Annotated in this window: 17 protein-coding genes; all 17 read left to right on the top strand. The window is 51.2% G+C overall.

Annotated features, from left to right (window positions below; genetic code table 11):
* Window positions 1-170: 170 nt before the first annotated feature.
* Window positions 171-911, top strand: coding sequence for a 30S ribosomal protein S2 (gene rpsB / locus IEX86_RS01285; RefSeq protein WP_188864259.1), 741 nt, complete (start codon window positions 171-173; stop codon window positions 909-911).
* A 123-nt stretch (window positions 912-1,034) separates the two neighbouring features.
* A complete protein-coding gene (gene tsf / locus IEX86_RS01280) occupies window positions 1,035-1,901 on the top strand; it encodes a translation elongation factor Ts (protein ID WP_188864258.1) in 867 nt (288 codons plus the stop codon).
* Window positions 1,902-2,093: 192 nt separating this feature from the next.
* Complete coding sequence (gene pyrH, locus IEX86_RS01275; RefSeq protein ID WP_188864257.1) at window positions 2,094-2,837, top strand: UMP kinase; 744 nt, start codon at window positions 2,094-2,096, stop codon at window positions 2,835-2,837.
* Window positions 2,834-3,391 (top strand): ribosome recycling factor, encoded by a 558-nt coding sequence (gene frr / locus IEX86_RS01270; protein WP_188864256.1) that lies wholly within the window; start codon window positions 2,834-2,836, stop codon window positions 3,389-3,391. The genes pyrH and frr overlap by 4 nt, the downstream gene beginning before the upstream one ends.
* Window positions 3,392-3,406: 15 nt before the next feature.
* Complete coding sequence (uppS, locus tag IEX86_RS01265; protein ID WP_188864255.1) at window positions 3,407-4,162, top strand: polyprenyl diphosphate synthase; 756 nt, start codon at window positions 3,407-3,409, stop codon at window positions 4,160-4,162.
* Window positions 4,156-4,971, top strand: a complete 816-nt coding sequence (locus IEX86_RS01260; RefSeq protein WP_188864254.1) for a phosphatidate cytidylyltransferase — start codon at window positions 4,156-4,158, stop codon at window positions 4,969-4,971. Before uppS ends, IEX86_RS01260 begins: the two co-directional genes overlap by 7 nt.
* Entirely contained in the window at window positions 4,968-6,158 is a 1,191-nt protein-coding gene (gene ispC, locus IEX86_RS01255; protein ID WP_188864253.1) for a 1-deoxy-D-xylulose-5-phosphate reductoisomerase, read from the top strand. The genes IEX86_RS01260 and ispC overlap by 4 nt, the downstream gene beginning before the upstream one ends.
* 15 nt (window positions 6,159-6,173) lie before the next feature.
* Window positions 6,174-7,526 (top strand): RIP metalloprotease RseP, encoded by a 1,353-nt coding sequence (rseP, locus tag IEX86_RS01250; RefSeq protein ID WP_188864252.1) that lies wholly within the window; start codon window positions 6,174-6,176, stop codon window positions 7,524-7,526.
* Between the two features lie 76 nt (window positions 7,527-7,602).
* Window positions 7,603-9,984 (top strand): outer membrane protein assembly factor BamA, encoded by a 2,382-nt coding sequence (gene bamA, locus IEX86_RS01245; protein ID WP_188864251.1) that lies wholly within the window; start codon window positions 7,603-7,605, stop codon window positions 9,982-9,984.
* Window positions 9,985-10,025: 41 nt separating this feature from the next.
* Window positions 10,026-10,529, top strand: a complete 504-nt coding sequence (locus IEX86_RS01240) for an OmpH/Skp family outer membrane protein (RefSeq protein ID WP_188864250.1) — start codon at window positions 10,026-10,028, stop codon at window positions 10,527-10,529.
* Entirely contained in the window at window positions 10,529-11,593 is a 1,065-nt protein-coding gene (gene lpxD / locus IEX86_RS01235) for a UDP-3-O-(3-hydroxymyristoyl)glucosamine N-acyltransferase (RefSeq protein ID WP_188864249.1), read from the top strand. The genes IEX86_RS01240 and lpxD overlap by 1 nt, the downstream gene beginning before the upstream one ends.
* Before the next feature lie 42 nt (window positions 11,594-11,635).
* The gene (gene fabZ / locus IEX86_RS01230; protein WP_010797388.1) at window positions 11,636-12,076 is read left to right on the top strand and encodes a 3-hydroxyacyl-ACP dehydratase FabZ; all 441 of its coding nucleotides are present in this window, start codon (window positions 11,636-11,638) and stop codon (window positions 12,074-12,076) included.
* Window positions 12,073-12,849 (top strand): acyl-ACP--UDP-N-acetylglucosamine O-acyltransferase, encoded by a 777-nt coding sequence (lpxA, locus tag IEX86_RS01225; RefSeq protein ID WP_188864248.1) that lies wholly within the window; start codon window positions 12,073-12,075, stop codon window positions 12,847-12,849. Before fabZ ends, lpxA begins: the two co-directional genes overlap by 4 nt.
* Before the next feature lie 78 nt (window positions 12,850-12,927).
* On the top strand, window positions 12,928-14,061 hold the full coding sequence (gene lpxB, locus IEX86_RS01220; RefSeq protein WP_188864757.1) for a lipid-A-disaccharide synthase: 1,134 nt from the start codon (window positions 12,928-12,930) through the stop codon (window positions 14,059-14,061).
* The gene (gene rnhB, locus IEX86_RS01215; RefSeq protein ID WP_188864247.1) at window positions 14,061-14,699 is read left to right on the top strand and encodes a ribonuclease HII; all 639 of its coding nucleotides are present in this window, start codon (window positions 14,061-14,063) and stop codon (window positions 14,697-14,699) included. Before lpxB ends, rnhB begins: the two co-directional genes overlap by 1 nt.
* 180 nt (window positions 14,700-14,879) lie before the next feature.
* The gene (dnaE, locus tag IEX86_RS01210) at window positions 14,880-18,398 is read left to right on the top strand and encodes a DNA polymerase III subunit alpha (RefSeq protein WP_188864246.1); all 3,519 of its coding nucleotides are present in this window, start codon (window positions 14,880-14,882) and stop codon (window positions 18,396-18,398) included.
* A gap of 161 nt (window positions 18,399-18,559) precedes the next feature.
* A complete protein-coding gene (locus IEX86_RS01205) occupies window positions 18,560-19,510 on the top strand; it encodes an acetyl-CoA carboxylase carboxyltransferase subunit alpha (protein WP_188864245.1) in 951 nt (316 codons plus the stop codon).
* Window positions 19,511-19,523 lie beyond the last annotated feature (13 nt).

Below are 19,523 nucleotides of genomic sequence, written 5' to 3'. Positions count from 1 at the left end.
GTCATGGTTTAAATCGGCTAGCTTCTGTGGTATAAAGCGCGGCGCTTTTCGGGCAATGCCCTAAAACGCCTAAACCCCACACACGTATCGGCACGATGGCCTGGGTGCTCCGCAAGGAGTTGGTCATTGGGATGCGTGGAGGCCCAACCCGACTTATTGAGGAAATATCAATGTCCCAAGTCAACATGCGCGACATGCTGAAGGCCGGTGTGCACTTCGGCCACCAGACCCGTTACTGGAACCCGAAAATGGGTAAGTACATTTTCGGCGCGCGTAACAAGATTCACATTATCAACCTCGAAAAAACACTGCCGATGTTCAATGAAGCGCTGAGCTTTGTTGAGCGCCTGGCTTCTGGCAAGAACAAGATCCTGTTCGTAGGCACCAAGCGTTCCGCTGGCAAGATCGTTCGTGAAGAAGCCGCTCGTTGCAATATGCCTTTCGTAGACCACCGCTGGTTAGGCGGTATGCTGACGAACTATAAAACAATTCGTCAGTCCATCAAGCGTCTGCGTGAGCTTGAAATTCAGGCTGAAGACGGTACCTTCACCAAGCTGACCAAGAAAGAAGCGCTGATGCGTACTCGCGATCTCGAGAAGCTCGAGCGCAGCCTGGGCGGTATCAAGGAGATGGGCGGTCTGCCGGACGCTTTGTTCGTAGTTGACGTTGATCACGAGCGTATCGCGATCACTGAAGCGAACAAGCTAGGTATCCCGGTTATCGGTATTGTTGATACCAACAGCAGCCCTGAAGGTGTTGATTACATCATTCCAGGTAACGACGACGCCTTCCGCGCTGTTCAGCTGTACCTGAGTGCCGCGGCTGATGCCGTACTGCGCGGTAAGCAGAGCACAGGTGCAACACCTGAAGAGTTCGTTGAAGAAGCAGCGAGCGAAGCTGCTGAAGGCTGATTGGCCCTGTCGTAAAGACTTGGACATTCAGTGAGCAGGAAGGGGGCTAGGCCCCCTTTTTGCCACTCAGAGAATTACTGCCCTAGGGCATTGGTTTAGACACTGATTCAAGAGGATTCGAGCATGGCAGAGATTACTGCGGCCCTGGTCAAAGAACTGCGTGAGCGTACCGGCCTTGGCATGATGGATTGCAAGAAGGCGTTGACCGCTGCTGGCGGCGACATCGAGAAAGCCATCGACGATATGCGTGCAGCTGGCGCCATCAAAGCGGCCAAGAAAGCTGGCAACATCGCTGCTGAAGGTGCGATTGCTGTCAAGGTTTCCGACGATAACAAGGCTGCTCTGATCATCGAGGTCAACTCTCAGACTGACTTCCTGGCTCTGCAGGATGACTTCAAGGCTTTTGTTGCTGATAGCCTTAACAAAGCTTTCGATCAGAAGCTGACTGATGCTGCCCCGCTGGTGGAGTCCCAGGAAGAAGCGCGTCTGGCGCTGGTTTCCAAGACGGGTGAAAATGTCACTATCCGTCGCTTGACTCGTGTGGAAGGTGACGTGATAAGCGCCTACTTGCACGGTCATCGTATCGGTGTTGTCGTTGCTCTGAACGGTGGCACACCTGATCTGGCCCGCGACATCGCGATGCATATTGCTGCAAGCAATCCGCAGTTCCTGAATCCTTCCCAGGTTTCCGAAGAAGCGATTGCTAAGGAAAAAGAAATCTTCCTGGCCCTGAATGCCGAAAAGATTGCTGGTAAGCCGGAAAATATTGTTGAAAACATGGTCAAAGGCCGTATCAACAAGTTCCTGGCTGAGGCAAGCCTGGTTGAGCAGCCCTTCGTGAAGGATCCTGAAGTCAAGGTCGGCGATCTGGCTAAAAAGGCTGGCGCTGAAATCGTTTCCTTCGTCCGCTACGAAGTGGGTGAGGGTATCGAGAAGGCTGAAGTGGACTTCGCAGCTGAGGTGGCCGCTCAGGTCGCAGCTAGCAAGTAATAAGACGCTATCGATGCTGAAGAAGAGGCTGCCCGCCAACGCGTGCGGCCTCTTTTTTCAAGCAGCAAGGGCGTGAGTTTTCTTTTTATTTGGTAACGATCCCACTATCGATGCGTCAACGCTGACGTTCCGGCTCAGTAATGGGAAAATGATTTGTTTTTTCTTATTTCAAATCGTCGCAGGAGAGATTGAATGGCTCAGCAGATGAGTGGTCGCCAACCTCGTTATAAACGTATTCTGCTTAAACTCAGCGGCGAAGCCCTTATGGGGTCCGAAGATTTCGGCATTGATCCAAAAGTGCTTGATCGTATGTCCTTGGAAATCGGTCAGCTTGTTGGTATTGGTGTTCAGGTCGGTTTGGTTATTGGCGGTGGCAACCTGTTCCGCGGAGCTGCGCTGTCAGCTGCCGGTATGGATCGTGTAACCGGTGACCATATGGGTATGTTGGCTACCGTCATGAATGCACTGGCTATGCGCGACTCCCTGGAGCGTTCCAATATTCCGGCAACTGTCATGTCGGCCATATCTATGGTAGGTGTGACCGACCAGTATGATCGCCGTAAGGCAATGCGTCAGTTGCAGAACGGTGAGGTTGTTATCTTCTCGGCAGGTACAGGCAACCCCTTCTTTACTACGGACTCAGCTGCTTGCCTGCGTGCTATCGAGGTTGAGGCTGACTTGGTGCTTAAGGCAACCAAAGTTGATGGTGTGTACACTGCAGATCCTTTCAAGGATCCGAATGCGGAAAGGTTCGACCGCTTAACGTATGACGAAGTGCTCGACCGTAAACTAGGTGTGATGGACCTGACAGCAATCTGTCTGTGTCGTGATCATAAGATGCCGCTTCGGGTATTCAATATGAATAAATCCGGCGCTCTACTAAATATTGTAGTGGGCGGCGTAGAAGGTACTTTGATCGAAGAGGGCACAGTATGATCAATGAAATCAAGCAAGAAGCTCAAGGCCGTATGACCAAGACAATCGAAGCGCTTGGTCACGCTTTCGCCAAGATCCGTACTGGACGCGCCCATCCAAGCATTCTAGATGGAGTCATGGTGTCCTATTACGGTAGCGATACCCCTTTGCGGCAGGTGGCTAACGTTACGGTAGAGGATTCCCGTACTTTGGCGCTAACGGTGTTTGACAGAAGCATGATCCAGGCCGTCGAGAAAGCCATCATGACGTCTGATCTGGGTTTGAATCCTGCTACAGCTGGAACCACTATCCGAGTTCCAATGCCTGCGCTTACCGAGGAAACCCGCAAGGGGTTTACCAAGCAGGCTCGCCAGGAGGCTGAGCAGGCTCGTGTCTCCGTACGTAACATACGTCGTGATGCACTGGCTCAGCTCAAGGATCTGCTTAAGGAGAAGGAAATCAGCGAAGACGAAGAGCGTCGTGCGCAGGATGAGATCCAGAAGTTGACCGATAAATATGTCGCTGAGGTCGATAAGGCCTTGGAGGCTAAGGAAACTGATTTGATGGCCGTTTGACGGCAGGGATGCAAGATGGGCAATAGCGACCCTGGTTCTGTAGTACCGCGTCATGTCGCCATTATCATGGATGGTAATAACCGCTGGGCTCGCCGGCGGTTACTGCCTGGAGTGGCAGGACATAGAGCTGGTGTCGACGCTGTTCGTGCAGCTATAGAAGTCTGTGCGGACGCTGGTGTCGAAGTACTTACCCTATTTGCGTTTTCCAGTGAAAACTGGCGACGTCCGACTGATGAAGTCAGTGCACTGATGGAGCTGTTTCTATCGGCGCTTCGACGTGAGGCTAAAAAGCTCGATCAAAATGGAATACGCCTTCGTATTATTGGGGATCGTTCCAAGTTTCATCCTGAATTACAGCGTGAAATGGAGCAGGCTGAAGCATTGACTGTTGGTCATAATCGGTTAGTGCTCCAGGTAGCAGCCAATTATGGTGGTCAATGGGATATCACCCAAGCTGCCCAGCGGCTGGCGCAGGCAGTGAAGGATGGGGCGCTTGAGCCTGAGCGAATTACGCCTGAATTACTTCAAAACTGCCTGACAACAGCAGGCATGCCTTTACCTGATCTATGTATTCGTACAGGTGGAGAACACCGTATTAGCAACTTCCTACTGTGGCAGTTAGCGTATGCGGAGCTATATTTTTCCGATTTGTTTTGGCCGGACTTCAAGCATGAGGCTATGCGTAAGGCCTTGGCTGACTATGCAACACGCCAGCGACGTTTTGGAAAAACCAGTGAACAGATTGAAGCAGAAGTGAGAGCATCATGCTAAAGCAAAGAGTCCTGACCGCTCTGGTGTTGCTACCCATAGCGATTGGGGGCTTCTTTTTGCTGGAAGGTGCGGCTTTCGCCACCTTTATTGGGGTGGTGGTGTCGCTAGGCGCCTGGGAATGGGCTCGGCTCTCTGGGCTCGTCTCTCAAGCGTCTCGCATAGGCTATGCTGCTGTTATCGCTCTCATGCTGCTCATCTGTTGGCAGCTGCCTCAATTAGCCTTTGCCATTCTCCCAGTTGCAGTGGCGTGGTGGATTTTTGCTGCTGTGCTTGTCATGACGTATCCAGAAAGTGCTAATTACTGGAGAGCTAACTGGCGACGTCTTTTAATAGGTATAGCTATCTTGGTTCCTGCTTGGCAGGGATTGATGCTCCTAAAGCAGTGGCCACTTAACAACTGGCTTATCCTTGCTGTCATGCTACTGGTATGGGTCGCTGACATCGGCGCTTATTTTTCTGGCAAGGCATTTGGTAAGCGCAAGCTTGCCCCCAAAGTAAGTCCAGGAAAAAGCTGGGAAGGCATGATTGGCGGCATGATAGCTAGTCTTGTGCTGACGCTGGGTGTAGGTCTCTATCGGGGTTGGGATGCCAATACACTGATCAAAGCTTTGATCGGTGCCTCACTGGTTGTCCTTATTTCGGTTGTAGGTGATCTTACGGAAAGCATGTTCAAGCGACAGGTAGGACTTAAAGACAGCAGTCAGCTTCTGCCTGGACACGGTGGTATCATGGATCGTATTGATAGTCTGACTGCAGCAGTGCCGCTTTACGCAGCGCTTCTCTGGTGGTCGGGCTGGGGTGTTATGTGACTAGTCCTCAAACCATCACTGTACTAGGTGCTACCGGTTCGATAGGCCTTAGTACCCTGGATGTCATTGCGCGTCACTCTGACCGTTATAAAGTGTTCGCCCTGACTGGCTATACCAGGCTCAATGAGCTTGAGGCACTTTGTATTATCCATAAGCCTCGTTTTGCTGTTGTGCCAACAGAAGCGAACGCTGAGGCTTTGGATCATAAGCTTAAGGCTGCTGGACTCTCGACGCAGATACTGGTTGGTGAGGCGGGTTTGGACGAGGTATCTGCTCATCCTGATGTTGATGCTGTCATGGCTGCGATTGTCGGTGCGGCCGGGCTTAAGCCTACCCTTGCAGCAGTTAGAGCCGGAAAGAAAGTTCTCCTTGCAAATAAGGAAGCGCTTGTTATGAGCGGCTCCTTATTTATGCAGGCTGTGATTAAGTATGGCGCGAAGCTGCTCCCAATCGATAGCGAGCATAATGCTATTTTTCAATGCCTGCCTACAGGATATGAGGAAGGCTTGAGCTCAAAGGGTGTACGGCGAGTCTTGCTAACGGCCTCAGGAGGCCCTTTTCGCGAAACGCCTTTAGACGCTCTGCGAGACGTTACGCCGGATCAGGCATGTGCTCATCCTAATTGGTCAATGGGGCGTAAGATTTCAGTAGATTCCGCTACCATGATGAACAAAGGGTTAGAGTTCATCGAAGCATGCTGGTTATTTAATGCAAAACCAGAGCAGGTTGAGATTGTTGTCCATCCTCAAAGTGTCATTCATTCGCTAGTGGATTATGTTGACGGTTCGGTCCTTGCGCAATTGGGTAACCCTGATATGCGTACTCCAATTGCCCATGCCCTGGCGTGGCCTGAGCGAATAGAATCTGGGGTTAACCCTTTGGATTTATTTGCAGTGGCGCGTCTTGATTTTCAAAAGCCTGATGAGCAGCGCTTCCCCTGTCTGAGACTTGCGCGAGAGGCGATTAGCGTGGGAGGCACAGCGCCTGCTGTCTTAAATGCTGCAAACGAAGTAGCCGTAGAGGCTTTTCTAGGTGGCAGAGCACGTTTCGATGAAATACCTCAAATTATTGAGGCTGTGCTACAGCAGGAAACGGTATCTGCCGTAACTGATCTCGAATGTGTGATGCAAGCGGATCGCCACGCCAGGGGCTTAGCCAGTGCCTGGCTTGAGCGCCACGGTCGCTAAGCGCGGAGGAACGCCATGAGTGCACTGTATATGATTCTTGGAACCCTGGTTGCACTAGGGGTGCTGGTCACTTTCCATGAGTTTGGGCACTTTTGGGTCGCTCGTCGATGTGGCGTCAAAGTACTGCGTTTTTCGGTTGGCTTCGGCAAAGCTCTATTTCGCTGGCATGACAGGCATGGAACGGAATTTGTCGTGGCGGCAATACCGCTTGGCGGTTATGTGAAAATGTTGGATGAGCGAGAAGGGGAGGTCCCTGCTGAGCAGCTCAATCAGACGTTCAATCGAAAATCCGTTTATCAGCGCATTGCTATCGTAGCAGCAGGGCCGATAGCAAATTTCTTGCTGGCTATTGCATTCTTCTGGGCCCTGGCCATGCTTGGGACTCAGCAGGTTAAGCCTGTTGTCGGAAAGGTTGATGAGGGAAGCCTCGCTGCGCAGGCAGGACTGCAATCGAATGATGAGATCATCTCGATTGACGGGAAAGCCGTATCAGGCTGGGGCGAGGTAAATCTCAAGTTAGTCCGTCGCCTCGGTGAGACAGGCACCCTGATCGTTGAAACACGTAAGCCTGATAATAGTCTGCCAGAGGCTCATTCTATTCGGCTTGAAGGGTGGCTCAAGGATTCCGATAGTCCAGATCCCATCGGATCTTTAGGGATTCACCCATGGCGTCCTTCACTAGCGCCTGTTGTGGCTGAACTGGACCCTGAAGGGCCGGCATCCAAGGCGGGTCTTGAGTCAGGTGATCGTATTGTATCGGTTGATGGTTCGTCTGTTAGCGACTGGCAACAGGTTGTTGACTATGTACGCGCCCATCCGAATCAAACAGTAAATCTTGTATTCAATCGTTCCGGAATTGAGCGCTCCGTCCCAGTTATGCTTTCTAGTCGGGGCGATACGAAGAACACATCTGGCTACTTGGGTGCTGGAGTCAAGGGCGTAGAGTGGCCTTCTGAAATGCTTCGGGAAGTTAGCTATGGCCCAGTTGCAGCAGTAGGTCAAGGGCTTGTACGCACTTGGACCATGAGTTTGCTTACCTTGGATTCGCTCAAGAAAATGTTGCTTGGGGAACTCTCGGTAAAAAACTTGAGTGGGCCGATAACCATTGCTAAAGTGGCGGGCGCTTCTGCCCAGTCAGGTATCAGTGACTTTTTAAACTTCCTGGCCTATCTGAGCATAAGCCTTGGGGTTTTAAACCTACTTCCTGTTCCGGTGCTTGATGGTGGGCATTTGTTGTTCTACTTCGTCGAGTGGGCAAGAGGGAAACCTGTATCCGAGCGCATTCAGGCGTGGGGCATGCAGATTGGTATAAGCCTTATTGTTGGTGTCATGTTACTGGCGCTGGTCAACGACCTGGGACGCTTGTAACTCGCCGCTGAACGCTTAGTCTGCTGTATATAAGCAGCAGATTATTTATTTGTCAGTTGGAATAAAAAAGGGACTCATGAAACGCTTGCTGCTACCTGCGGTAATAGCCGCGCTGATGATCGGCGAGGTTCACGCCGAGTCCTTCACCATCTCCGATATTCGTGTAAACGGCTTGCAGAGAGTTTCTGCTGGAAGCGTTTTCGGTGCTTTGCCTCTTAATGTGGGCGATGCGGTAGATGATCGTCGCCTTTCTGATGCGACTCGCTCCTTGTTCCGTACGGGTTTTTTCCAGGATATTCAGCTAGGGCGTGAAGGTAACGTTCTGGTGGTGAGCGTGGTTGAGCGCCCCTCGATTTCAAGCATCACTATTGAGGGCAATAAGGCGATCTCAGAAGATGACCTTAAAAAAGGTCTTCAGCAGTCGGGCCTGGCTGAAGGTGAAATTTTCCAGCAAGCAACGCTGGAAGGTGTGCGTAATGAGCTGCTTCGTCAGTATGTTGCTCAGGGTCGTTATTCTGCCAACATTGAAACCGAGGTTATTCCTCAGCCACGCAACCGTGTTCAGTTGAAGATCAAAATCAACGAAGGTGAAGTGGCAACGATTTCTCAGGTCAATATCGTCGGAAATCACGTGTTTCCAGAGCAGGATCTGATTGATCTGTTTGAGTTGAAGAAGAGCCATTTGCTTTCCTTCTTCAAAAATGACGACAAATATTCTCGTGAAAAGCTATCTGGTGATCTTGAGCGTTTGCGCTCTTATTACCTTGATCGCGGTTATATCAACATGGATATCACCTCGACCCAGGTATCGATTACACCGGATAAAAAACACGTCTATATTACGGTTAACGTTAACGAAGGTGAGAAGTACACCGTTCGTGACGTAAAGCTTTCAGGTGACCTGAAGGTGCCGGAAGACGAAATCCGGAAGCTGATGTTGGTACAATCAGGCCAAGTGTTTTCGCGGAAGGTAATGACCGGTACATCAGACCTGATCACCCGTCGTTTGGGTAATGAAGGTTACACATTCGCTAATGTGAATGGTGTGCCAGAGCCTCATGAAGACGATCACACGGTTTCCCTGACCTTTGTGATTGATCCCGGCAAGCGTGCCTATGTGAATCGCATTAATTTCCGTGGCAACACCAAAACTGAAGACGAAGTTCTTCGTCGGGAAATGCGCCAGATGGAAGGCGGCTGGGCATCTACTTATTTGATTGATCAGTCCAAAACTCGCTTGGAGCGTTTGGGCTATTTCAAAGAGGTCAATGTCGAGACTCCGCAGGTTCCTGGTACTGATGATCAGGTCGACGTAAATTATTCTGTAGAAGAACAACCGTCCGGCTCGATTACAGCCAGTGTCGGTTTTGCGCAAAGTGCAGGCTTGATCCTGGGCGGCTCTATTAGCCAGAGCAACTTTTTGGGTACCGGTAACCGGGTAAGCGTAGGGTTAACGCGAAGCCAGTACCAGACTCGCTATAACTTCAGCTTTACTGATCCTTACTGGACCGATGATGGCGTAAGTCTGGGCTACAACGCGTTTTATCGTTCAACCAACTACGATGATTTGGATGTTGATGTTTCCAGCTACTCCATCAATAGCCTTGGCTTTGGGGTAAATTTTGGTTATCCGATTAGTGAAACTTCCCGTTTGAATTTTGGGCTCGGTGTCCAGCGTGATGAGCTTGATCCGAACAAGTACACCGTAGATGAGGTGTACAAGTTCATCCAGCAGGAAGGCGATACCTTTACTAACTTCAAGGCATCTATTGGCTGGTCGGAGTCGACTCTCAACAAAGGCGTCATGGCGACTCGTGGTCATTCCCAGAGCCTGTCTGCAGAAGTCACTATTCCTGGTAGTGATCTGAGTTATTACAAGATCGACTATCGTGGACAGATTTTTGCTGGGCTTACCCAAAATACTGCTCTTCGTTTCCATACCGAGCTCGGTTACGGTGATGGCTATGGTTCAACCAGTGGCTTACCATTCTATGAAAACTATTATGCTGGCGGGTTTAACTCTGTTCGTGGCTTTGAAGATAGTAGTCTAGGGCCTAGAAGTACTCCTGCCGGTGCTGGCGTCCAGAAGGCAAGATATGCGGCTTTAGGACAAGAAGTTGACCCAGACCAAGACGCTGAGCCTTTTGGTGGTAATGTTCTGATTACTGGTGGCGCTGAATATTTGTTTCCCTTGCCCTTCGTTAAGGATCAACGTCAGCTGCGAACAGTGCTGTTCTGGGATGTGGGTAGTGTCTTTGACACCAAGTGTCGTTTGGTTGATAAGGACAGCGCCAGTTGCAATAAGGTCAGCTTCTCCAATATGGCAAGCTCTGTTGGCGTTGGCTTGACTTGGGTAACTGCATTAGGTCCGTTAAGCTTCAGCCTGGGCATGCCAGTCAAGAAGCCAAATAACGCCGATACTCAAGTGTTCCAGTTCTCGCTGGGCCAGACGTTCTAATTGATCCAACTCTATATAGCGTTTAAACGCAGGAGTGCATTGTGCGTAAGTTCTTCCGTTTCGCCTTGATCGCCGCCGCTGTTGTTGCTACCCCGGCTTTTGCCGAGATGAAAATTGCGGTGCTCAATTACCAGATGGCACTCCTGGAGTCGGATGCAGCAAAAAAATATGCTGTAGACGCTGAAAAGAAGTTTGGTCCTCAGCTTAACAAGCTTAAATCCCTGGAAAGCGATGCGAAGAATATTCAAAGTCGTCTTGCTGCTGGTGGTGACAAGCTAAAGGACTCCGAGCGTGATCGTCTTGAGTCGGACTTCAAGCAGAAGGCTCGTGACTTCCAGTTTCAGTCAAAAGAGCTGAACGAGTCCAAAGCAGCTGCTGATCGAGATATGTTGAAGCAGCTCAAGCCAAAACTTGATAAGGCTGTCGAAGAAGTCTTGAAAAAGGGCAACTATGACATCGTTATTGAGCGTGGCGCTGTAGTCGATGCCAAACCTCAGTACGACATTACACGTGACGTGATCGAGCGGATGAATCAGAACCGCTAATGATAACCTCTACAACGTTTACTCTAAGGCAGCTGGCAGAGCGCCTTGGAGCCGAGCTCCGGGGAAACCCGGAGCTTCTTATTTCTGGTCTTGCTACATTGCAGGATGCTGAGCCTGAGCAATTAAGTTTTCTTGCTAATGCTCAGTACAGGAAATACCTGGCTGATACCAAAGCAGGCGCGGTGATCTTGCATCCGACTGAGGCTGAAGGGTTCGCGGGCAATTGTTTGATAATTGCTAATCCCTATCTGGCCTATGCTCAGCTCTCCCATTTATTCGATCGTAAGCCTCTGCCTAAGCCAGGTATTCATCCCTCTGCTTTGGTTGCAGAAGATGCCTTTGTTGACCCTACAGCAAGTATCGGCGCGTATGCTGTTATTGAGTCAGGTGCATCAATAGGCGCAGGTACTGCCATTGGAGCGTACTGCTTTATCGGTGCTCGTAGCCAGATCGGTGAGGATGGATGGCTTGCTCCCCGAGTTACGCTGTATCACGACGTGCGTATTGGGAGGCGAGTGGTTATCCAGTCTGGTGCCGTTATTGGTGGGGAAGGGTTCGGTTTCGCGAACCATCAGGGGCAATGGAAAAAAATTGCTCAGCTGGGTGGTGTCAGTATTGGCGATGATGTTGAGATTGGTGCCAATACCACCATTGATCGAGGCGCGTTAGCGGACACCGTTATCAGTAATGGCGTCAAACTCGATAACCAGATAATGATTGCTCACAATGTACACATTGGAGAGCACACGGCCATGGCGGCCTGTGTGGGGATCTCGGGTAGTACCAAGATCGGGCGCCATTGCACGATTGCCGGCGGTGTCGGCATGGTTGGACATATTGAGGTCTGCGATAACGTTTTCGTTACTGGCATGACCATGGTTACCCGCTCGATTACTGAGCCAGGCGCTTATTCCTCCGGTACGGCAATGCAACCTGCAGCTGAATGGAGAAAGAGTGCGGCTCGTATCCGTCACCTGGATGATATGGCTCGGCGTCTGCAGCTTCTCGAAAAAACAGTGGCTGCCGTGACCTTACAGGATGACGCTGCTTCTGATGCAGAGTAACGCATCAGGCGTTTCCTTTTTTTTGAACAGGCCTCTCCAGATATGATGGACATTAACGAGATTCGCGAATACTTGCCTCACCGCTACCCGTTCCTACTAGTGGACCGGGTGGTGGAATTGGATATTGAAGGCAAGCGTATTCGTGCCTATAAGAATGTCAGCATCAACGAACCCTTTTTTAACGGCCATTTCCCTCAGCATCCTATTATGCCGGGCGTTTTGATCATTGAAGCAATGGCGCAGGCCGCAGGCATTCTTGGTTTTAAGATGATGAATTCCTCTCCTGCAGAGGGAACCCTATATTATTTTGTTGGCTCCGATAATATGCGATTCCGTCAGCCTGTTCTGCCGGGGGATCAATTGCAGCTGGAAGCTAGGTTCATCAGTTGCAAGCGGGGCATTTGGAAGTTCGAATGCCAGGCAACGGTTGACGAGAAAGCGGTATGCTCTGCTGAAATCATCTGTGCGGAACGCAAATTATGAGTTTGATCGACCCTAGGGCGATCATTGAGCCAGGTGCCAAACTGGCTGACGACGTCAAGGTTGGACCTTGGTCCATCGTAGGCGCCGATGTTGAAATTGGTGAAGGTACGGTCATTGGGCCGCACGTTGTGCTGCATGGGCCAACGGTCATCGGTAAACATAATCGTATTTACCAGTTTTCCACGATTGGTGAGGATACGCCTGACCTCAAATACAAGGGCGAACCTACGCGCCTTGTTATTGGTGATCATAACGTCATTCGTGAGGGTGTTACGATCCACCGAGGTACCGTTCAGGATCGTAGCGAAACGACTATTGGCGACCATAATTTGCTAATGGCCTATGTCCATATTGGACATGACAGCATAATTGGCAACAATTGTATCCTGGTCAACAACACGGCGTTGGCAGGGCATGTTCATGTCGATGACTGGGCTATTTTGTCCGGTTATACCTTAGTACATCAGTTCTGCCGTATCGGTGCACATAGCTTTTCCGGCATGGGTACTGCTATTGGTAAAGATGTACCGGCTTACGTGACCGTCTTTGGCAATCCGGCTGAAGCACGTAGCATGAACTTTGAGGGCTTGCGTCGCCGTGGCTTCTCCAGCGAAGCGATTCATGCGCTTCGCCGCGCCTATAAGGTTGTTTATCGTCAAGGGTTGACGGTTGACGAGGCGTTAAAGGAACTGGAGCAGGTTGCTCTCGAATTTCCTGAGGTTGCGGTCTTTCGAGACTCCATTGTCAGTTCCACGCGTGGAATAACACGCTAATCCTTTCAAGGCCGCAACGCGGCCTTCAATTTATAGTGGCTTATATTGGCCCTATTAAAAGAGCCGGGTATGTCTGCCTTGAATCAACCCTTGCGAATTGCGCTTGTTGCCGGTGAGGCATCAGGGGATCTCCTGGGCGCAGGCCTTATGACGGCGCTTAAGGCACGCCATCCAGCTATCGAATTCATCGGTGTTGGTGGTCCGCGTATGGAAGCGGAGGGCATGATTTCGGCCTTCCCCATGGAGCGGCTCTCTGTCATGGGGCTTGTAGAGGTATTAGGTCGGCTTCGAGAGCTTTTACAGCGTCGAAAAGAGCTTATTCAGACACTTATTCAAGCCCGGCCCGACGTTTTTATTGGCATTGACGCACCGGACTTCGTGCTTGAGGTAGAGCAACAGCTCCGTAATGCAGGTATCCGGACCGTTCATTACGTCAGTCCTTCTGTCTGGGCATGGCGGCAAAAGCGTGTTCTGAAAATTCGTGAAGCCTGTGACCTTATGTTGACGCTATTTCCTTTCGAGGCGCGCTTCTATGAGGAAAAACAGGTTCCTGTGCGTTTTGTAGGCCACCCTCTGGCCGATACCATTCCGCTTGACCCTGATCGTACAGTTGCACGCGAAGCCTTGGGGTTATCGCTGGAAAGACCAGTTGTTGCCTTGCTACCTGGCAGTCGAGGGGGGGAGGTTTCCCGGTTGGGTGCTCTCTTTTTCGACGCTGCAGAGCGCCTGAGCGCATTAAGACCCGATATTCAATTCGTATTGCCTTGTGCCAATGAGCATCGGCGTGCACAAATCGAGTCCCTGCTTGAGGGCCGCTCGGTACGTGTGATGTTGACCCAAGGGCGCTCGCATGAAGTATTGGCCAGTTGTAATGCTGTGCTTATTGCCTCAGGAACTGCCACATTAGAGGCAATGTTATTCAAACGACCAATGGTGGTAGCCTATAAAGTTGCTCCGTTGACGTACTACATCCTGAAGCGAATGGTAAAGAGCCCTTATATCTCCTTGCCGAACTTGCTGGCAGGCAAACACCTTGTCCCTGAGTTGATTCAGGATGACGCTACGCCAGAAAAGCTAGTAAAAGCTATTTTGCCTCTTTTAGAGGACCCTTCTACACAAACAGAAGGGTTTGAGGCTATTCACCATATATTGCGGCAGGATGCATCGCGACAAGCAGCTGATGCAGTACTAGCACTCATTGGGATTGATTAATGCAATTGGGTCTGGATTTTTCACTGGTGCAGGAGTTGGTTGCAGGTGTTGATGAGGTAGGACGAGGCCCTTTATGTGGGCCGGTCGTTACTGCCGCTGTGATTCTTGATCCAGCACGTCCTATTCGAGGGCTCAACGATTCCAAGAGGCTCACCAAGGTGCGCCGAGAGGCCTTGTTTGAAGAGATTCATGAAAAAGCATTGGCGTGTTGCATTGCTCGTGCCGAGGTTAATGAAATCGACGAGATCAATATTCTTCATGCAACCATGTTGGCAATGAAAAGAGCCGTTGAAGGTTTGACTGTTTTGCCGAAGTTAGCGCTAATTGATGGCAATCGCTGTCCTGTATTGTCAGTACCAAGTTCGGCAGTGATTAAGGGTGACAGTCAGGTGCCTGCGATCGCAGCAGCTTCTATATTGGCCAAAGTCACTCGAGATCGGGAGATGGCAGAGATGGACCTGCTTTATCCAGGGTATGGTTTGGCGGGTCACAAGGGCTATCCTACGGCTGAACATCTCGAGGCGCTCAAGCGTCTTGGCCCAACGCCTATTCACCGGCGCTCTTTTGCACCTGTACGTGATGCCTTTGCTGCCCTTGAGGGCGGTGCTAAACACTTTTCAGGCGCTATAGCGATCTGATGGTCGATGCCTGCAGGTAAGGCAAGCCGACGGACGGCGATGCCTGTGTTTTCTGGGCTGAACGCTGCTTATTGTTCTGTTTGTCTGAGCATGCATATCTGCTCATTTCTATCAAGCTTCTAGCTTCTCCTCCCGGTCAGTACAATTCCGGTTTGTTTCTGCATGATTGTCGGGGTTCCCATGACCGTATCCTTTGTTCATTTGCGTTTGCATACTGAATATTCGCTGGTTGATGGTCTGGTCAGGGTAAAACCCTTGGTCAAGTCGGTAGCCAGTGCAGGTATGCCTGCTGTGGCCGTGACAGACCAGAGCAATTTATGCTCGCTTGTAAAGTTTTATAAGGCAGCTATGGGGGCGGGTATTAAGCCCATCTGTGGCGCCGATTTATGGCTGGCTAATCCTGATGAGGACGGGCCGCTTACCCGGCTAACCCTGTTAGTCATGAACAAGCAAGGCTATAGGAATCTGACGGAGCTGGTCTCTCGCGGCTACCAGGAAGGCCAGCACGAAGGGCAGATTATTATCCAGCGTGACTGGATTAAGGCTGCTGCCGATGGGTTGATTGCGCTTTCCGGCTCGAAAGAAGGCGAGGTAGGCCTGGCTTTGCTGGCAGGCGATGAGGTACGTGCCGAGCGACTGCTAAGTGAGTGGCTGGATGTCTTTGGCGATCGCTTTTACTTAGAGGTGCAGCGTACCCAGCGCGTTAATGATGAAGAGCATCTTCACGCGGCGGTCGCGCTGGCCGACCGTTGTAACGTTCCGCTTGTAGCAACCAATGATGTGCGCTTCATCAAGCAGGACGACTTCGAGGCCCATGAAACACGAGTCTGCATTGGTGAAGGTCGTGTACTGGATGACCCGTTGCGGCCCCGTACTTATAGCGATCAGCAGTACCTGAAGTCTCCTGAAGAGATGTGGGAGCTGTTCAGCGACCTGCCAGAAGCCTTGGAAAATACTGTTGAAATTGCCAAGCGTTGTAATATCGACGTGCAGCTTGGCAAGTATTTCCTGCCTAACTTCCCCATCCCAGAAGGCATGACCATTGATGACTATCTGCGCAAGGTGTCATTTGATGGGTTGGAAGAGCGCCTTGCAGTGCTCTTGCCCAAGGATACGCCTGATTATGAGTCCAAGCGGCAGGTGTATATAGACCGCCTGAATTTTGAGCTCAATATCATTATTCAGATGGGATTTCCCGGCTATTTCCTCATTGTAATGGACTTTATTCAATGGGCGAAAAACAACGGCGTTCCCGTTGGTCCTGGCCGTGGTTCGGGTGCTGGCTCGCTAGTGGCGTACGTGCTGAAAATTACGGACCTTGACCCGCTGGCTTACGATCTTCTGTTTGAGCGTTTCCTCAATCCTGAACGTATCTCCATGCCTGACTTCGACGTCGATTTCTGCATGGATGGCCGTGACCGGGTTATTGACTACGTGGCAGGCGCCTATGGGCGTAACGCGGTTAGCCAGATCATTACCTTCGGCACCATGGCTGCAAAGGCAGTAGTCCGTGATGTTGCGCGTGTACAGGGTAAGTCTTACGGCCTTGCCGATAGATTATCCAAAATGATCCCGTTTGAAGTGGGGATGACACTTCAAAAAGCTTATGAGCAAGAGGAAATGCTGCGTGATTTCCTCAAGGTGGATGAAGAAGCCCAGGAAATCTGGGATATGGCGCTCAAGCTTGAGGGTATTACGCGCGGTACAGGTAAGCACGCGGGTGGTGTAGTTATTGCGCCTACTAAGCTGACAGACTTCTCTCCTGTCTCTTGCGATGAGGATGGTAACGGATTAGTTACCCAGTTCGATAAGGACGATGTAGAGCAGGCAGGGTTGGTAAAGTTCGACTTCCTGGGCCTGCGGACGCTTACCATCATCAAGTGGGCGATGGAAACGATTAATCGGGAGCATGCCGTCAAAGGGCTCGATCCGATTAATATCGATTTCATCCCGCTGGATGACAAAAAGACCTACGACCTTTTGCAAAAGGCAGAGACAACAGCGGTCTTCCAGTTGGAATCCCGTGGCATGAAGGAGCTGATCAAAAAGCTCAAGCCGGACTGCCTGGAAGATCTGATCGCATTGGTGGCTCTGTTCCGCCCGGGTCCCCTGCAATCAGGCATGGTGGATGACTTTATCAACCGAAAACACGGTCGTGCTGAGTTGGCTTATCCTCACCCAGATTATCAATACGAGGGGCTAAAGCCTGTCCTGGCGCCGACCTATGGCATTATCCTGTACCAGGAGCAGGTCATGCAGATCGCCCAGGTCATGGGCGGTTATACCCTTGGCCAGGCGGATATGCTGCGCCGCGCGATGGGTAAGAAAAAACCTGAAGAGATGGCCAAGCAGCGGGGCGGCTTTATTGAGGGTTGTGCCCAAAACGGTATTGACGGCGAGCTTGCTGGTAATATCTTCGATCTGGTAGAAAAGTTTGCGGGTTATGGCTTTAACAAATCCCACTCGGCTGCCTATGGTCTGGTGTCTTATCAAACTGCCTGGCTAAAGGCGCATTTTCCCGCACCCTTCATGGCAGCGGTGTTGTCAGCTGACATGCACAATACCGACAAGGTGGTAATCCTCATTGAGGAATGCCGCCATATGAAATTGCGCATCGATGCGCCGGATGTGAACATCTCTGACTTTAAGTTCACCGTAAATGAAGGTGGACGTATCGTTTATGGTCTTGGTGCAATCAAGGGTGTGGGTGAAGGGCCTGTAGAAGCGATTGTGGAGGCGCGTCAGGAGGGGGCCTTCAAAGACCTTTTTGACTTCTGTGATCGTGTCGATCTCAAACGCATTAACAAGCGAACATTAGAGGCACTTGTCCGCGCAGGAGCATTGGATCGTCTGGGGCCTCATTACCATGATGAACTCAAGGCCTATCAGGCCACAATTGATCAGAATCGCTCTGTATTGCTGGCAGCGATGGAAGAAGCGATTGCTGCTGCCGAACAAACTGCGCGCAGTAATAATAGTGGCCATATGGACCTGTTCGGTGGCGTGTTCGCCGAGCCGGAGGCTGATGTTTATGCCAATCATTACAAGGCAAGGGCACTAACACTCAAGGAGCGTTTGCGGGGAGAAAAGGAAACCCTGGGCCTATACCTGACAGGGCACCCGATTGATGAGTATGAGGGTGAAGTTCGCCGGCTGGCCCGTCAGCGCATCGTGGATTTGAAGCCTTCTCGGGAAACCCAGACGGTTGCTGGCCTTATCGTCAATCTACGTGTGATGAAAAACAAGCGCGGCGATAAGATGGGGTTTGTTACACTGGATGACCGCTCCGGCCGCATTGAGGCATCACTATTTGCTGAAGCATTCCATGCTGCTCAATCCCTACTGCAGACTGATGCCCTGGTCATTGTTGAGGGCGAGGTCAGCCAGGACGACTTCTCAGGCGGCTTGAGACTACGTGCCAAGCGCGTGCTAGGGCTGGAAGAGGCCCGCACTGCTCTTGCCGAAAGCCTGCGGATTTCGGTAGCCAGCGATGCATTGAAAGGCGACCGACTGCGGTGGTTGGCTGACTTGTGTACCAAGCACCGTGGTGCTTGCCCGGTAACATTGGATTATCGAAGCCAGGATGCCAGAGCTCTGCTGCAGTTTGGCGAGCAGTGGAGAATTGATCCAGGTGATGGCCTGATACAGGCATTGCGTGACCAGTTTGGAAGAGAAAACGTCTTCCTGAACTACCGTTGATCCGAGCAGCGCAGCTGCTGCTCATTCGACCAAACCATGCCAATGGCCTCAAGGGTTGAGGCGGTGATCTCGATAATTGATCTACCGGCCTCGACCTGATCCGCCTGATCTTTTAAGGTAGGCGACCCGGCCGCTGGCTCAAGATTGCAAGACGGATACTCATGAACCCGAACTATCTCGATTTCGAACAGCCGATCGCTGACCTTCAGGCCAAGATCGAAGAGCTTCGCTTGGTTGGCAATGACAATTCACTGAATATCAGTGACGAGATTGCCCGGCTGCAGGAAAAGAGCCAGGCACTGACCAAAAGTATTTTTGGTAGTCTGAGCAGCTGGCAGGTGGCGCGTTTGGCGCGTCACCCGTTGCGTCCTTATACACTGGATTACATCAGCCATCTTTTCGTTGATTTCGAAGAGCTTCATGGCGACCGCCATTTTGCTGATGATCCAGCCATCGTCGGTGGTATTGCTCGTCTGGATGACCAGCCCGTTATGGTTATCGGGCATCAGAAGGGACGAGAAGTGCGTGAAAAAGTGCGCCGCAACTTTGGGATGCCGCGCCCGGAAGGCTACCGTAAAGCTTGTCGCCTGATGGAAATGGCTGAGCGTTTCAAGATGCCCATCCTGACGTTTATCGATACGCCCGGCGCTTATCCAGGTATCGACGCGGAAGAGCGTGGCCAAAGTGAGGCGATTGCTTGGAACCTGCGCGTCATGTCTCGCCTGAAAACGCCTATCATTGCAACTGTGATTGGCGAAGGTGGTTCCGGTGGAGCCCTTGCAATTGGCGTATGTGATCAATTGAACATGCTTCAGCATTCAACATATTCAGTGATTTCGCCTGAAGGTTGCGCTTCTATTCTTTGGAAGACTGCTGAAAAGGCACCTGATGCCGCTGAAGCCATGGGTATCACGGCGGAGCGTCTCAAGGGCCTGGGTATAGTTGATACTGTTATTGACGAGCCGCTAGGTGGTGCCCATCGTGATCCTGCTGTTATGTCGGCTTCCATTCGCGAAGCACTGGTGGATCAGCTGGATATGCTCAAGAAGTTCTCCAGCGAGGATTTGTTGACGCGTCGTTATGAGCGTTTGATGAGCTACGGCATTTCCTGATTTGTCTGGCGCA

The organism is Pseudomonas asuensis (assembly GCF_014646755.1).
In the GTDB taxonomy this organism is placed as follows: domain Bacteria; phylum Pseudomonadota; class Gammaproteobacteria; order Pseudomonadales; family Pseudomonadaceae; genus Chryseomonas; species Chryseomonas asuensis.
The sequence above is the reverse complement of the archived record's forward strand: the minus strand, read 5'-3'. Positions and strand labels throughout refer to the sequence as shown.

Coding starts and splice junctions, on each gene's coding strand:
- rpsB (WP_188864259.1), top strand. CDS start 171: ATGTCCCAAGTCAACATGCGCGACATGCTGAAGGCCGGTGTGCACTTC.
- tsf (WP_188864258.1), top strand. CDS start 1,035: ATGGCAGAGATTACTGCGGCCCTGGTCAAAGAACTGCGTGAGCGTACC.
- pyrH (WP_188864257.1), top strand. CDS start 2,094: ATGGCTCAGCAGATGAGTGGTCGCCAACCTCGTTATAAACGTATTCTG.
- frr (WP_188864256.1), top strand. CDS start 2,834: ATGATCAATGAAATCAAGCAAGAAGCTCAAGGCCGTATGACCAAGACA.
- uppS (WP_188864255.1), top strand. CDS start 3,407: ATGGGCAATAGCGACCCTGGTTCTGTAGTACCGCGTCATGTCGCCATT.
- IEX86_RS01260 (WP_188864254.1), top strand. CDS start 4,156: ATGCTAAAGCAAAGAGTCCTGACCGCTCTGGTGTTGCTACCCATAGCG.
- rseP (WP_188864252.1), top strand. CDS start 6,174: ATGAGTGCACTGTATATGATTCTTGGAACCCTGGTTGCACTAGGGGTG.
- bamA (WP_188864251.1), top strand. CDS start 7,603: ATGAAACGCTTGCTGCTACCTGCGGTAATAGCCGCGCTGATGATCGGC.
- lpxD (WP_188864249.1), top strand. CDS start 10,529: ATGATAACCTCTACAACGTTTACTCTAAGGCAGCTGGCAGAGCGCCTT.
- fabZ (WP_010797388.1), top strand. CDS start 11,636: ATGATGGACATTAACGAGATTCGCGAATACTTGCCTCACCGCTACCCG.
- lpxA (WP_188864248.1), top strand. CDS start 12,073: ATGAGTTTGATCGACCCTAGGGCGATCATTGAGCCAGGTGCCAAACTG.
- rnhB (WP_188864247.1), top strand. CDS start 14,061: ATGCAATTGGGTCTGGATTTTTCACTGGTGCAGGAGTTGGTTGCAGGT.
- dnaE (WP_188864246.1), top strand. CDS start 14,880: ATGACCGTATCCTTTGTTCATTTGCGTTTGCATACTGAATATTCGCTG.
- IEX86_RS01205 (WP_188864245.1), top strand. CDS start 18,560: ATGAACCCGAACTATCTCGATTTCGAACAGCCGATCGCTGACCTTCAG.